The 14,335-nt window shown below is 62.9% G+C and carries 10 protein-coding genes; 2 read left to right on the top strand and 8 right to left on the bottom strand.

Annotation, left to right across the window (positions count from 1 at the left end; genetic code table 11):
- Nucleotides 1–36: 36 nt before the first annotated feature.
- From cyoE to cyoA, 5 genes are read right to left on the bottom strand one after another with little or no spacing between them, the layout of a single operon-like run.
- The gene (gene cyoE, locus HXS66_RS05215; RefSeq protein ID WP_176503008.1) at nt 37–891 is read right to left on the bottom strand and encodes a heme o synthase; all 855 of its coding nucleotides are present in this window, start codon (nt 889–891) and stop codon (nt 37–39) included.
- Between the two features lie 13 nt (nt 892–904).
- Nucleotides 905–1,234: a cytochrome o ubiquinol oxidase subunit IV gene (gene cyoD / locus HXS66_RS05210; protein ID WP_054555337.1), complete on the bottom strand. Its 330-nt coding sequence runs from the start codon at nt 1,232–1,234 to the stop codon at nt 905–907.
- Entirely contained in the window at nt 1,231–1,857 is a 627-nt protein-coding gene (cyoC, locus tag HXS66_RS05205) for a cytochrome o ubiquinol oxidase subunit III (protein ID WP_077379079.1), read from the bottom strand. The genes cyoD and cyoC overlap by 4 nt, the downstream gene beginning before the upstream one ends.
- Before the next feature lie 2 nt (nt 1,858–1,859).
- The gene (cyoB, locus tag HXS66_RS05200; RefSeq protein WP_136939036.1) at nt 1,860–3,869 is read right to left on the bottom strand and encodes a cytochrome o ubiquinol oxidase subunit I; all 2,010 of its coding nucleotides are present in this window, start codon (nt 3,867–3,869) and stop codon (nt 1,860–1,862) included.
- Between the two features lie 3 nt (nt 3,870–3,872).
- Entirely contained in the window at nt 3,873–4,841 is a 969-nt protein-coding gene (cyoA, locus tag HXS66_RS05195; RefSeq protein ID WP_077379075.1) for a ubiquinol oxidase subunit II, read from the bottom strand.
- 1,379 nt (nt 4,842–6,220) lie between these two features.
- On the opposite strand from cyoA, the gene HXS66_RS05190 reads away from it, so the two are divergent.
- A complete protein-coding gene (locus HXS66_RS05190) occupies nt 6,221–6,859 on the top strand; it encodes a flavin reductase family protein (protein ID WP_176503007.1) in 639 nt (212 codons plus the stop codon).
- 140 nt (nt 6,860–6,999) lie between these two features.
- On the opposite strand, the gene HXS66_RS05185 is transcribed toward HXS66_RS05190, so the two are convergent.
- The 3 genes from HXS66_RS05185 to HXS66_RS05175 form a co-directional block, all read right to left on the bottom strand.
- On the bottom strand, nt 7,000–7,239 hold the full coding sequence (locus HXS66_RS05185; RefSeq protein WP_077379069.1) for a hypothetical protein: 240 nt from the start codon (nt 7,237–7,239) through the stop codon (nt 7,000–7,002).
- A gap of 222 nt (nt 7,240–7,461) precedes the next feature.
- The gene (locus HXS66_RS05180; protein ID WP_176503006.1) at nt 7,462–10,494 is read right to left on the bottom strand and encodes a molybdopterin-dependent oxidoreductase; all 3,033 of its coding nucleotides are present in this window, start codon (nt 10,492–10,494) and stop codon (nt 7,462–7,464) included.
- The gene (locus HXS66_RS05175; RefSeq protein ID WP_176503005.1) at nt 10,491–12,263 is read right to left on the bottom strand and encodes an NADH-ubiquinone oxidoreductase-F iron-sulfur binding region domain-containing protein; all 1,773 of its coding nucleotides are present in this window, start codon (nt 12,261–12,263) and stop codon (nt 10,491–10,493) included. The genes HXS66_RS05180 and HXS66_RS05175 overlap by 4 nt, the downstream gene beginning before the upstream one ends.
- 435 nt (nt 12,264–12,698) lie before the next feature.
- Here HXS66_RS05175 and HXS66_RS05170 point away from each other — a divergent pair, with 435 nt between their 5' ends.
- Nucleotides 12,699–14,288: a BCCT family transporter gene (locus HXS66_RS05170; protein WP_077379063.1), complete on the top strand. Its 1,590-nt coding sequence runs from the start codon at nt 12,699–12,701 to the stop codon at nt 14,286–14,288.
- Nucleotides 14,289–14,335 lie beyond the last annotated feature (47 nt).

The raw sequence follows: 14,335 nt of genomic DNA, 5'->3' as shown, positions 1-14,335 counted from the left end.
GCCGAAGGCGGTCACCCGAGAGATACTACGGCTGGATTACAGCTGCGTGTCCAGACTCATCATCAGGCTGAGCGCCATGACGATGATGATGGAGAAGCCGAACAGCTTGCGTGCCCAGGAGGCATCAGGCTGGTCCTTGAGGCGCCAGGCGGCCAGATACAGCCACCAGCCACCCGTGACGGTCGCGACTACCAGATACCAGATGCCGGTATATCCCCACAATGTCAGCAACAGCGACACCGGGATGAAGCCGGCAATGTACCCCGTCACTACACGCTTGGCATGCTCCATGCCTCGCGCTGCCGGGAGTACCGGAATATTGGCGGCCCGATAGTCATCGACACGGAACATGGCAATCGCATAGGAATGCGGCATCTGCCACATGCTGAAGATGATCAACAGCAGCAGCGCCCCCATGTCCGCCTGGCCGGTGACAGCCAGGTAACCGACCACTGGCGGCGCGGCGCCGGACAGTGAACCGATGAGGGTGCCATACACCGAGCCACGCTTGAGCCACATGCTGTAGGCCCCGACGTAGATCACGAAGCCCAGACCCACGGCGATCATCGCCATGAGATTGGTCATCGCGGCCAGAAGCCAGAAGCCCGCAAGGCCCAGCACGCTGCCGAAGACGAAGGCCCCCGTCAGCGAGATGTCGCCCTGCACCAGAGCACGGCCCTGGGTACGCGCCATGTGACGATCGATGTCGCGATCGATGCAGTTGTTGAACACACAGCCTGAGGCCACGATCAACGCCACCCCGACCAGGGTGGCGATGAACAGCGCCCAATCCACCTCACCACCGGAAGCGAGAAAGAAGCCGCCGCTGACGGTGATCAGGTTGCCGAAGATAATGCCCGGCTTGGTGGTACGCAGGTAGTCCTTGATCATCAGGCTCACGCTATCAGATGGGCATCATGTTCTGATTCAGCTCGATCATGATCCACATGGAACCACCAACGACGATTGCCACGATCACCAGGGTGAACAGCATGGCCATGACATTCCAGCTCTGCTCCTTGGAGCCGTCCAGGTGCAGGAAGAAGTACAGCTGCACGAAGACCTGAGCGATGGCGAAGCCGTAGATGGCCCAGATCACGCCGACACCCGGATCGTCCATCATCATCACCATCCCGAACGGGATGATGGTCAGGATGATGGAGAGGATCAGACCGGTCACGTACTGCTTGACGCTGCCGTGATTGTCGTTGTGGTCGTTGTTGGAATGGCTCATAGCATCACTCCTGTGAGATAGACGACGGTGAAGACGCAGATCCAGATGACGTCCAGGAAGTGCCAGAACAGGCTGAGCATCATCAGACGACCACGATGCATTTCCGTCAGGCCTTTCTGCTTGACCTGGATGATCAGCAGCGCCATCCAGACCAGACCGACGGTCACGTGCAGACCGTGGGTACCGACCAGCGTGAAGAAGGCTGACAGGAACGCGGACTTGTCCGGGCCATGGCCATTCACGATCAGGTGATGGAACTCATAGATTTCCATCGCGATGAAGCCCGCACCACAGGCGAAGGTGATCATCAGCCACTTGATCACCGCGGAGCTGTCTCCGCGGTTCATGCCCAGCATCGCCAGGCCGTAGGTGAAGCTCGAGGCCAGCAGCAGCGCGGTCTCGACCAGCACGAAGTCAAGCTCGAAGATCTCGGCGCCCGTCGGGCCACCGGCATACGCCTGGCTGAGTACCACATAGCCTGCGAACAGCATCGCGAACAGGATGCAGTCGCTCAGCAGATAGAGCCAGAAACCGAAGACCTTCAGGCCATTGGTATCGTGATGCTCGTGATCGTCATGGGCGTCGTGCGCCCCATCATGAGATGTCATTGCATTGTTCGCCATGATTACCCCTGAACCACTGTGTCGTTAGGTGTGCGGGCGCTGGGCAGGGCACGACGCTCGCGACCTTCGCGCTCGACACGCTCCACTTCCTCGACGGACACGTAGTAGTCGATGTCATAGTTGAAGGTGCGCACGATGAAGCTGACGGCCATGCCGACCAGCCCGACCACGGCCATCCACCAGATGTGCCAGATCAGCGCGAAACCGAACACCAGGCTGAAGGCGGAGATGATGACACCAGCCGCTGCGTTGCGCGGCATGTGGATCGGCGCATAAGGCTTCTTGGCCTCCTGCTCGATACCGCGTTCCTTCATTTCCCAGAACTCGTCGAGTTCAGAGACCTGCGGCTCGTGAGCGAAGTTGTAGAACGGTGCCGGTGAAGTGGTGCTCCACTCCAGCGTACGCGCGCCCCAGATATCGCCAGTGGTGTCCTGCAGCTTCTTGCGGTCCTTGATGCTGACCGCGATCTGGATCACGGTGCACGCGATACCGATCATGATCAGGCAGGCACCGATGAAGGCGACGACCAGGTACGGCACCCACAGCGGGTTGTCGACGTGCTGCAGACGACGGGTCATGCCCATGAAGCCGAGGATGTACAGCGGCATGAAGGCGAGGTAGAAGCCAGTGATCCAGAACCAGAAGGAACGCTTGCCCCACTTCTCGCACAGCATGAAGCCGGTCGCTTTCGGGAACCAGTAAGTGATACCGGCCATCGCACCGAAGACCACGCCGCCGATGATGACGTTGTGGAAGTGGGCGATCAGGAACAGCGAGTTGTGCAGGACGTAGTTGGCGCCCGGCACGGCCAGCAGGACACCGGTCATGCCACCGATGGTGAAGGTGACCATGAAGCCGAGGGTCCACAGCACCGGAGAGGTCATCTCGACACGACCGCGGTACATGGTGAACAGCCAGTTGAAGATCTTCACGCCCGTCGGGATCGAGATGATCATCGTCGCGATACCGAAGAAGGCATTCACGTCAGCGCCGGCACCCATGGTGAAGAAGTGGTGCAGCCAGACGACGAACGACAGGATCGTGATGACGATGGTCGCCCACACCAGAGAGGTGTAACCGAACAGCTTCTTCTTGGAGAAGGTGGAGATGACTTCGGAGAACACACCGAAGACCGGCAACACCAGGATGTACACCTCAGGATGGCCCCAGGCCCAGATGAGGTTGACGTACATCATCATGTTTCCACCAAGGTCATTGGTGAAGAAGTGGAAATCAAGATAACGGTCGAGCGTCAGCATCGCGATGGTCGCGGTCAGGATCGGGAAGGCCGCGATGATCAGGACGTTGGCGCACAGTGCGGTCCAGGTGAAGACCGGCATTTTCATCAGGGTCATGCCCGGCGCACGCATCTTGAGGATGGTGGCGACGAAGTTGACACCTGTCAGCAGGGTACCGACACCGGAAATCTGCAATGACCAGATCCAGTAATCCACCCCGACCCCGGGACTGTAATTGGCCCCCGACAACGGCGGATAGGCCAGCCAGCCGGTCTTGGCGAACTCGCCCAGACCCAGCGAGATGTTGACCAGCAGCGCGCCGACCACGAACAGCCAGAAGCTCAGCGAGTTCAGGAACGGGAAGGCCACGTCACGTGCGCCGATCTGCAGCGGCACGACGACGTTGATCAGACCGATGACCAGCGGCATCGCCACGAAGAAGATCATGATCACGCCGTGGGCAGTGAAGATCTGGTCGTAGTGATCCGGGGGCAGATAGCCGTGACCGCCGGTGGACGCCAGCATCTGCTGGGAACGCATCATGATCGCATCGGAGAAACCACGGATCAGCATCACCAGCGCGACGATGATGTACATCATGCCGATCTTCTTGTGATCGACAGAGGTGAACCACTCATTCCACAGGTAGGCCCACTTTTTCTTTACCGTGATGAAGCCGAACAGGGCTGCACCACCGAGGATTACCGCCGCAAGCACGATCATGACGATCGGCTCGTGATACGGAACAGCCTCTATTGTGAGTTTTCCAAGCATTGCTTATTCCTCGGTTGCCATCGCAGATTCAGCGTGACCGGCAGCGTCATGGCCTGACATGTCGTGGGCGGACTCGCCGTGATGCTTGCCCCCCATCTTCATGTCACCCATGCCCAGCTCCATGCCATCCATGTAGGGCGCCATGATCTGTTCGTACAGATTCGGCTTGACCTGACCATAGAAGGTGGGTGCCACGTCTTCGCTCGGCTCCTTGAGTGCCTCGTAGCCGGCGTCATCCAGCACCTTGCTGCTGCCACGCGCTTTCTCGATCCAGGCGTCGAAGTCGCCTTCGCTCATCACATGCGCCTTGAAGTGCATGTCAGCGAAGCCGGCGCCGCTGTAGCTGGCAGAGATACCGTCATAGGTACCCACTTCGTTGCCGATCAGGTGCAGGCGGTTTTCCATGCCTGCCATCGCGTAGATCTGGCTGCCGAGCTGCGGGACGAAGAACGAGTTCATCACGGTCTCGGAGGTGATGTGGAAGCGCACCTGGCGATCCACCGGCATGGCCAGCTCATTGACTGTCGCGATGCCCTGCTCCGGATAGATGAACAGCCACTTCCAGTCCATCGACACGACCTGAACCTCGATCGGCTCGCCGCCATCCTGGATCTCGGCACGCGGGTCCAGCTCATGCGTGCTCTTCCAGGTCAGGATGCCCAGCGCGAGGATGATCAGGCACGGAATGCCCCAGACCACGATCTCGATCTTGGTGGAATGCGCCCAGTTGGGCGTATAGGTCGCCTTGCTCTGCTTGGTATCGCGATAGCGCCAAGCAAACCACAGCGTCATGAAGATGACCGGGACAACGACCACGAGCATCAGGTAGGTAGCAGTCAGAATCAGCGACTTCTCGGATTCACCGATGGGTCCCTTGGGATCGAAGAGCACGGCATCACAGCCGGACAGCATCAACAATCCCGCGAGGATGGGGAGTCCCCGCAGAGCCCCCCGCATTAGGCTTTTTCTCATCTCACGACCTCGTTGGAACACGCCATGACGTCATGACGAGCCCACATGTGGAACACAGCGTTCGAAGAAATGACCAACAGGAAGCCGTCGATCGTTCGAACGAAATCAGAGGATTTCCCGCAGGCGGGGCACAGGATAGAGAAAAATCAGGGGGGCTGACTACGGGGCACACTGACGCAGGTAGTCGCACCTGCCGATCAATTTCCCCTCGCGCGCGCAGCCAATCACCATCGGGAGAGGACGATGCCCTCCCTCACGCGTTCGGGTTATGCCCTGACCACTGAACGAGGAACCTGACGAAGGCGTCAATCATGTTGACAGGCAACACGGCGTCACTTGGGCGACCAGACGCCAATCCGGTATTTCCTCCCTTCGAGGTGCCCTGACTCCTCCCGCCGACAAGGCTCTGGCCACCCCCGCATTGCGCGATGACCATTTCCCGACTCACGTGCCTTCCCAGGTCCACGAGCGACCGCCGAGCCCCCACGGGAAACGCCAACCCCAAGCACGACAAGAGCATAAAATTTCAACAAAACAATAAATACAGCAATATTCATCCAAAGAAGTGCGCGCAATGACACCCGCGCAAGGAGTGCCGCCTGGCAGAAACACCTCGTCACATCGAGACGCCTGACTGCCTGTCTACCGACGGACCGAGATCACCGACGTCTTTTTCACACTCTCAATTGCAAAAAATGCCGCACTTCGTTCCATTATAATTTCCCATCCTGCTCTGGAAATCGTGACGTAATTCTTCTTATATTGATTCACCATGACATTTTTCATTCCCGCACGAATGAATGAAATCGTTGTCACAATCCAGCGACTTCGTCCTCATCATTTGTTCATATTCAGTCTTTTTTCATCAGATGACGCCTCGCGCCATTTCATAAAAATTTTACAAATAAATACCAAATAGACACCATATGGATACAAAAACACCACACAAGTGCCAGCCAAGTCTCTGAAAAGTCCTGCGGAGCCACCAGGCCTGAAGACCGTGATGGCATCTCAGGAACCATGTTTCAGCATCAGGTCAAGGGATGCGACAATTGACCACACCAGAAATGTCACCAATGATCTTTCTGATTTTTCACTTTCCTTTTCCCGTACAGACTATCCTCCCGAATCATTGATACGCATGTCGCGGCGCAACGAGACTTGAAGGTTTGTTCCTGCAGGGACACGCGCTATCCTGCTGTTCACCCCCTTGCCGCAAGGGAGCAGGCGGCACGTCGAGACGAGATTCGAGACCCTGATGCAGCGCCGCTGAGCGATCACGAGCCCTGCCTTCCGATGCCGCTTCTCGTCACCGCCCCTCGCTTGCGCATCGCCCTCCCCTGCCAGGGGCACCTGTCTACCCGATGGAGCAGCGCCCGATGACGACTGACCAGTCCCCCTCCGCCAGCCATGGCCTGCTCGACGCCGACCAGCTGCCCGCCAGCATTCTCTATCGGCTGTTCTCGGGCAGCATCGCGCCGCGGCCCATTGCCTGGGTCTCGACGATCGATGCCGCCGGCAATGCCAATCTGGCGCCGTTCTCGTTCTTCACCGTGGCAAGCGTCAATCCACCGGTGCTGGCCTTCAGCCCGCTGCGCAACGGCGAAGGGCGTACCAAGGACACTCTCGACAACCTCGGACAGGTGGCGGAATGTGTCATCCATATCGGGGGCGAGGCCATGAGCGAGGCACTCAATCTCACCAGTGCCAGCCTCGCGGCCAGCGAGGATGAATTCGCCCACGCCGGTTTGAACAAGCTAGCCATGCCGCCGCTGCAGGTCCCCCGCGTGGACGGCGCGCCGATCGCCTTCGGTTGCCGACTCCGCGACATCATCCACCTGGGAGACCAGCCCCTGTCCGGCTCACTGGTGCTCGCCGAGGTCGTGGTGGTCCATGCAGACCCCGAGGTCTGGGATGGCCGCCATGTCGACAATGAGGTACTGCGCGCCATCGGGCGCATGGCCGGCAGCGATTATGCGCGCACCGACAGTCTCTTCAGCCTTGAGCGACCTGCCTGATCAGCCTTGAGCGGGCCGAAACGCAGAGCGGGCCTGTCTGATGACAGGCCCGCTCAAGATGCTCTCGTGACTCTGGTGACTCTGGTGACTCACCTATCCCGCAATCGCTGCCCCAGAGGATTGACGGTGGCGGGGAAGCTTCAGCGCAACCCCGGCAGCAGGTACTTGTCGAGTGCCTGACGCACCGAAGGCAGCAGGATATCGGAGTGCATCACCAGCTCGCGCACCAGCTCCTGCAAGCCGGGCACCCCGACTTCCACATGCTTTCTCAACGCCATGCGCGCACAGGTGTCCGCGCAGGCATGTTCGGAAATCTGCACGCCCAGTGCCACCAGCCGCTCACGAAAGTCTTCGTGATCAATCAGCTCCACGATCATCATCGTCATTCTCCTTGCTCGCTGACGGCGGGCATTGTCATTGGTATTGACCCACTCTGTTCTGAGCATGGCCCTTCTGAGGATAGCCGAAACGTGCGGCGAGCCGTCTCCGACATTCTGGTCAGACCGAGGCACGCCCTGCGTATCCGCCTGCGCCACTGCCATAGGCATTTGCGCCAGACATGCCCTGCCCTTTCCTTTCCCTCCTCTCACCTACCCTCGCGTTCACATGTCCAGACTGGCCGAAGCAGATTCGGCTCTGGCCAGGCGGCAGGCGGCGTACTTGAACTCGGGGATCTTGCCCACCGGGTCCAGCGCCGGATTGGTCAGCAGGTTGGCAGCGGCCTCGGCGTAGCAGAATGGCACGAAGACCATGCCGGCCGGCGTCAGCGGGTCCGCGCGGGTGGCCAGCGTGATCTGACCGCGCCGCGTGGTGATCGAGAGCGCCTCCCCCGCCGCGATCCCCAGTCGCTCCAGCTCGACGGGGTTGAGCGTGGCCACGGCGGCAGGTTCCAGACTGTCGAGCACGTACGCGCGGCGCGTCATCGAGCCGGTATGCCAGTGCTCCAGCTGACGGCCGGTGGTCAGTACCGTCGGATAGTCGTCATCCAGCGTCTCATCCGGCGGCGTGGGCCAGGTCGGCACGAAGCGGGCCCGACCGCTGGCGCGCGGGAAGCCATCGCCGAACACCACATCCTCACCCTCGCCCCCCGGCGTCAGACACGGGTAGGTCACCGAGTTCTCCACGGACAGCCGCGCCCAGTCGATGTTGTCGAGGGAATCCATGCCCTGCTGCATCTCGGCGTAGATCTCCTGCGGCCCGGCGTAATCCCAGGCAAGCCCCATGCGCCGCGCCAGCTGCTGGGTGATCCACCAGTCCGGCTTGGCCTCGCCCGGGGCACGCAGTGCCGCCCGCCCGCGCTGCACCTGGCGATTGGTGTTGGTGACGCTGCCGTCCTTCTCCGGCCAGGCGTACGAGGGCAGCACCACATCGGCGAACTGCGCCGTCTCGGTGACGAAGATGTCCTGCACCACCAGATGCTCGAGATGCGCCAGCGCGCTGCGCGCGTGATCGAGATCCGGGTCCGACATCGCCGGATTCTCGCCGAGGATGTACATGCCGCGAATCTGATCGGCATGGATGGCGTGCATGATCTCCACCACCGTCAGGCCCGGTGTGGCCGAGAGCGGCGTATCCCATAGCGCTTCCAGTCGCGCGCGCGCCGCCGTGTCACCCACCGGCTGATAATCCGGGAAGACCATCGGAATCATCCCGGCATCCGAGGCGCCCTGGACATTGTTCTGCCCGCGCAGCGGGTGCAGGCCGGTGCCTTCCCGCCCGACATGGCCACACACCAGCGCCAGCGCGATCAGACAGCGGGCATTGTCGGTGCCGTGGGTGTGCTGCGAGATGCCCATGCCCCAGAAGATCATCGCGCGCTCGGCCGTCGCGTACTCACGGGCCACGGCACGAATCTCCTCGGCCGCCACGCCGCACAGCGGCGACATCGCCTCCGGCGTCAATGCCGTGACGTGCTCGGCCAGGGCGGCGAAGTCCTCGGTATGCGCCTCGATATAGGCCTGATTGGCCAGCCCTTCGGTGATGATGACATTGAGCATGGCATTGAACAGCGCCACGTCCGCCCCCGGCGTGAACTGGATCGAGCGATGCGCATGACGCCGCAGCGCCAGCGCGCGCGGGTCGATCACCACGATGCGCGTGCCTCGCCTGGCGGCGCGCTTGAAGAAGGTGGCGGCCACCGGATGATTGACGCCCGGGTTGCAGCCGGTCAGCACGATGAGATCCGACTGCTCGGCCTGCATGAAGGAGGCGCTCACGCCTCCCGAGCCGACGCCTTCCATCAGCGCCGCCACCGAACTTGCATGACACAGCCGTGTGCAGTGATCGACATGATTGGAGCCGAAGCCGGTGCGCACCAGCTTCTGGAACAGCCACGCCTCCTCGTTGGTGCACTTGGCGCTGCCGAAGCCCGCCAGGCTATCGGGGCCATGCGTTCGCTTGAGACGCATGAGCCCCTCGGCCGCGACCTCGAGGGCCTCGTCCCAGCTGGCCTCACGGAAGTGGGTCAGCGGGTGGGCGGGGTCAAAGTTCGCATCCAGCCCCTTGGCCACGCCGTCACGGCGGATCAGAGGGCGAATCAGGCGCTCCGGATGACGCGGATAATCGAAGCCGAAGCGTCCCTTCACGCACAGGCGCCCGTGATTGGAGGGACCATCACGACCACTGACCGCGATGATGTTGTCGAGCCGCGCATCCGCGACCGGCTGACGGTGGCTGGTCGCTTCGCGAGTGATCGCGTCTGAGGGCGCACTGAGCTCTCGGACATCCGCCAGCGTCGCGGCCTGCAGGCCTTCGCCGACCAACGCCTCGCCGCTGCCACGACTGACCTGATACTCCAGCTGACAGCCCACGCCGCAGTACGGGCAGACGGAGACGACGCGCGCATCGACGGCGGCGCTGTCGCCATGACCCTGCTCATCCACCTGGGCGGCGGGCATCAGGGCACCGGTCGGGCAGGCCTGCACGCACTCGCCGCAGGCGACGCAGGTGCTGTCGCCCATCGGGTCCTCGAGATCGAACACGATGCGCGTATTGCTGCCACGCCCCGCCAGCCCGATCACGTCATTGACCTGCACCTCGCGACAGGCGCGTACGCACAGGCCGCAGCTGATGCAGGCGTCATGATTGACCGCCATCGCGGCATGGGAGTGATCGAGAGCGCTGGCCGGCGTCGGCAGCCACTCTTCAACCGTATCCCCCAGCCACTCACGGACCGTCTCGCGGGCACCGCCCAGGGTCTCGCGAGCGTGCCCGACATCCACCGCCAGCAGCTCGGCCATCGCCATGAAGTGGCTGCTGACATCGGGGTTATGGGCCTCGGCTGGCATGTCGGCGGCGAGCAGCTCCACCACCATCGCGCGCGCCGCGCCCGCCCGCTCAGAGCTGGTACTGCGCACCACCATGCCCGCGCGCGCCTCACGGATGCAGCTGGCAGCAAGGGTGCGCTCGCCGTCGATCTCGACCATGCAGGCGCGACAGTTGCCATCGCCGCGATAATCCGGCGCTTCGCTGTAGCAGAGGTGGGGAATCGTCTCGCCGGCACGCCTGGCGATCGTCCACAGCGTCTCGCCGGGATAGGCCGTCACCTCGGCACCATCCAGCGTGATGGTGAAGCCATCCTCGCGCAGCGGCTGATCATCCGAAGGCGAGTTGCCGAGTCCTGTCAGCGCGTTCATGCCTCACCTCCCGTGGCGTCAGCCGGATGGCTCGCCTGGCTCGTGGCGATCAAGCGCACCCCGCTGCTGGCGAGGGTCTCCCGGAAATCCTTGAGCAGGCCGAGCACCGGATTGGGCGCGGCCTGCCCCAGCCCGCAGATCGAGGCATCCATCATCACCTGCGACAAGCGCGTCAGCAGCGTCTCATCCCACTCATCGCCGCTCAGCGCCGCCAGCATCTGGCGCGTGCCGACGCGACACGGCGTGCACTGGCCGCAGGACTCGTCCATGAAGAAGCTCATCAGATTGCGTGCCACCGCCGCCAGGTCGTCCTTATCCGACAGCACCACCACCGCGGCCGAGCCGATGAAGCAGCCGTGGGCCTGCAGGGTGTCAAAGTCCAGCGGCAGGTCCGCCTTGCTGGCCGGCAGAATGCCGCCGGAGGCCCCGCCGGGCAGATAGGCACGCAGACGATGGCCGTCGGCCATGCCGCCGCCATATTCCTCGACCAGCTCGCTTAGCGTGATGCCAGCCGGTGCCAGATACATGCCCGGGCGTCTGACGCGCCCGGAGAGCGAGAAGCTGCGCAGTCCCTGACGTCCCTGACGCCCGGCCGCGACGTAGTGGTCATGGCCTTCACGATGGAGCCGCGCGATCCAATAGACCGTCTCGACGTTGTTGACCAGGGTCGGGCGGCCGAACAACCCGCACTGGGCCACGAAGGGCGGACGCTGACGCGGCTTGCCGGGCTTGCCTTCCAGCGACTCGATCAGCGCCGATTCCTCGCCACAGATATAGGCGCCAGCGCCACGCCGCAGCTGGATATAGCCCGGCGCGACGAGGCCTGCGGCTTCCAGCTCCGCGATGCACTCGCGCAGCACGGCATTCAGGGTCGGGTACTCGTCGCGCAGATAGAGGTAGAGCGCTTCGGCCTCGATGGCATGCGCACTGGCCAGCGCGCCCTCGAGGAAGGTGTGCGGCTCACGCTCCAGATAGCAGCGGTCCTTGAAGGTGCCGGGCTCGCCTTCATCGGCATTGATCACGCAATAGCGCGGCCCCGTCTCGGCGCGCACGAAGCCCCACTTGCGAAACGTCGGGAAGCCCGCTCCACCCAGGCCACGCAGACCGGCCTGTTCGATCATCTGCGCCAGGTCATCGATGCTGACCTCACCGCCCTCCAGCGCGGCGAGCAGCCCATAGCCGCCACTGGCGCGATATTCCGCCAGCCGCGGATAGTCGAGACTCGCGGCCGGCGCGGCATGCACATGGCCCTCGGCGATCGCCGCCGTGACACCTTCCACGCTGGCATGGCCGAGATGACAATGCCCGACCTCCGCCACCGGCGCACTGTCGCAGCGCCCCATGCAGGGTGCCCGCAGCACGCGCACCTGTTCGGGGTCCAGCCCGGAGGCGAGGCCTGCGCGCAGGGCCTCGGAGCCGGCCAGCTGACAGGACAGCGAATCACAGACGCGCACGGTCAGTGCCGCAGGCGGCATCTCGCCATCGCGCACCACGGTGAAATGGGCATAGAAGGTGGCCGTCTCGTAGACCTCGGCCATCGGCAGGCGCATCCACTCGGCCAGCGCACGCAGATGGGGCAGCGTCAGGTAGCCGACCTCATCATTGAGCACATGCAGATATTCGAGCAGAAGGTCACGCTGCGCCGGGGCATCACCCAGCAGGCGCTGCACCTCGGCCCAGGCCTCGGCATCCAGCGGGCGGCCGCGCAACTGGCTGCGCGAACGGCGACGAGCGACGGGGGTCGGCTCGGTCAGGGTCTCAGGCGTCATGGCGGCACCACATTGTTATCGTTATGAACTGGCGGATCGTGCGGTCGAGACAACGGCCTGGCTGGACCGTGGACGCGTCTGCGTGAAGGTGGGCGCTGTCCGGCAGGTCCGTCACGCCGGGCAGGTTCCTTCACTGTAGATCGCAATCTACAAAGCGGGCAGAGCCGCGACAACCGCCTCCCCCGCCGAATCGCCTCGCATGTCAGTCACGCACATGTCGGCGTCGTATCCAGCTAACTCACCCTCGCCCAGCCCTCACACAATCACCGAGGCCCGACGGCGACCTGTCCCGCAGTCAGACTCGACACCGCGCTCCGGCTTGCCACTCCACCCCCTTCCCTCATCGCAGCCACGGGAGACACCCGCGACAACGCCTCGACTCGCCCCACCCGCCCTGCTCGGATGGCGACACCAATAACAACATGAGGTCACCACATGTCATCGAATCCGTATGACACGGACTACGAGATCGGCCAGGACAATGTCCAGGTCATGGGTCTCGATGTGCATAACCCCGTCTTCGCGATCAGCGCCGTGCTGATCGTCAGCTTCATCCTGTTTGCCATCGTCTTCCCTGCGGGCGCGGAAAGTGCCCTGGGCGGCGCCAAGGCCTGGTCCATCGCACATGGCGACTGGCTGTTCATGCTGGCCGGCAACCTCTTCGTGCTGTTCTGCCTGCTGCTGATCGTGCATCCGGTGGGCAAGCTGCGCCTGGGCGGCCAGAAGGCGACTCCCGAGTTCTCGACGCATTCGTGGTTCGCGATGCTGTTCGCCGCCGGCATGGGCATCGGTCTGATGTTCTGGAGCGTCGCCGAGCCGGTGGCCTATTACACCGACTGGTACGGCACGCCGCTGAATGCGCCTGCCGGCACGCCGGAGGGCGCACGCGCCGCGCTGGGCGCCACCATGTATCACTGGGGCCTGCATCCCTGGGCCATCTACGCCGTGGTGGGTCTGTCGCTGGCCTTCTTCACCTACAACAAGGGCCTGCCGCTGACCATCCGCTCGGCGTTCTACCCGATACTCGGTGAGCGCACCTGGGGCTGGATGGGGCATGTCGTCGACATTCTGGCCGTGCTGGCGACCATCTTCGGGCTGGCGACGTCGCTGGGGCTGGGCTCCGCCCAGGCGGCCTCGGGGCTGGATTACCTGTTCGGCATCGGCGATGGCCTGCCGACCCAGATCGCGATCATCATCCTGGTGACCCTGGTCGCCATCTACTCGGTCAGTCGCGGCCTGGATGGCGGGGTGAAGCTGCTCTCCAACATCAACATGATCATCGCCGCCGTACTGATCATCTTCATCCTCATCTTCGGGCCGACGCTGGCCATCCTCACGGGACTTGGCACCACGACACTCAGCTATGTGCAATACCTGCTGCCGCTGTCCAACTGGATCGATCGCCCGGACGAGAGCTGGTTCCACGGCTGGACCGTCTTCTACTGGGCGTGGTGGATTTCCTGGTCGCCGTTCGTCGGCATGTTCATCGCGCGTGTCTCGCGCGGCCGCACGGTGCGCGAATTCGTCACCGCCGTGCTGCTGGTACCGACACTCGTCACCATCGTGTGGATGTCCGTCTTCGGGGGCACGGCGCTGGAACAGGCCATCAATGGGGTCGGCGCGCTGGCCAACGGCATCGATTCCGTGTCACTGGCCATGTTCCAGATGCTCGACAACCTGCCGCTATCCGGCGTGGCGTCCTTCATCGCCATCCTGCTGGTGCTGGTGTTCTTCGTCACGTCCTCGGATTCCGGCTCACTGGTGATCGACTCGATCACTGCCGGCGGCAAGGTGGATGCGCCGGTCAGCCAGCGAGTCTTCTGGGCGGCGATGGAGGGACTGATTGCCGGTGCCCTGCTGTACGGCGGGGGAAGTGCCGCACTCGGCTCATTGCAAGCCGGTGCCATCGCGACAGGCTTGCCGTTCACGCTGGTGCTGCTGGTGATGTGCTATTCGCTGTTCCGTGGTCTGATGCAGGAAAGGAAGGCGCAGGACGCGCTCGCCCGTCCGGTCACCGGTGCCTGACATGCGGCGCTGACGGATCATGAGCACAAAAAAACGCCGCCCCCGGC

Source organism: Cobetia sp. 5-11-6-3, from assembly GCF_013374055.1.
Lineage (GTDB): Bacteria > Pseudomonadota > Gammaproteobacteria > Pseudomonadales > Halomonadaceae > Cobetia > Cobetia marina.
The sequence above is the reverse complement of the archived record's forward strand: the minus strand, read 5'-3'. Positions and strand labels throughout refer to the sequence as shown.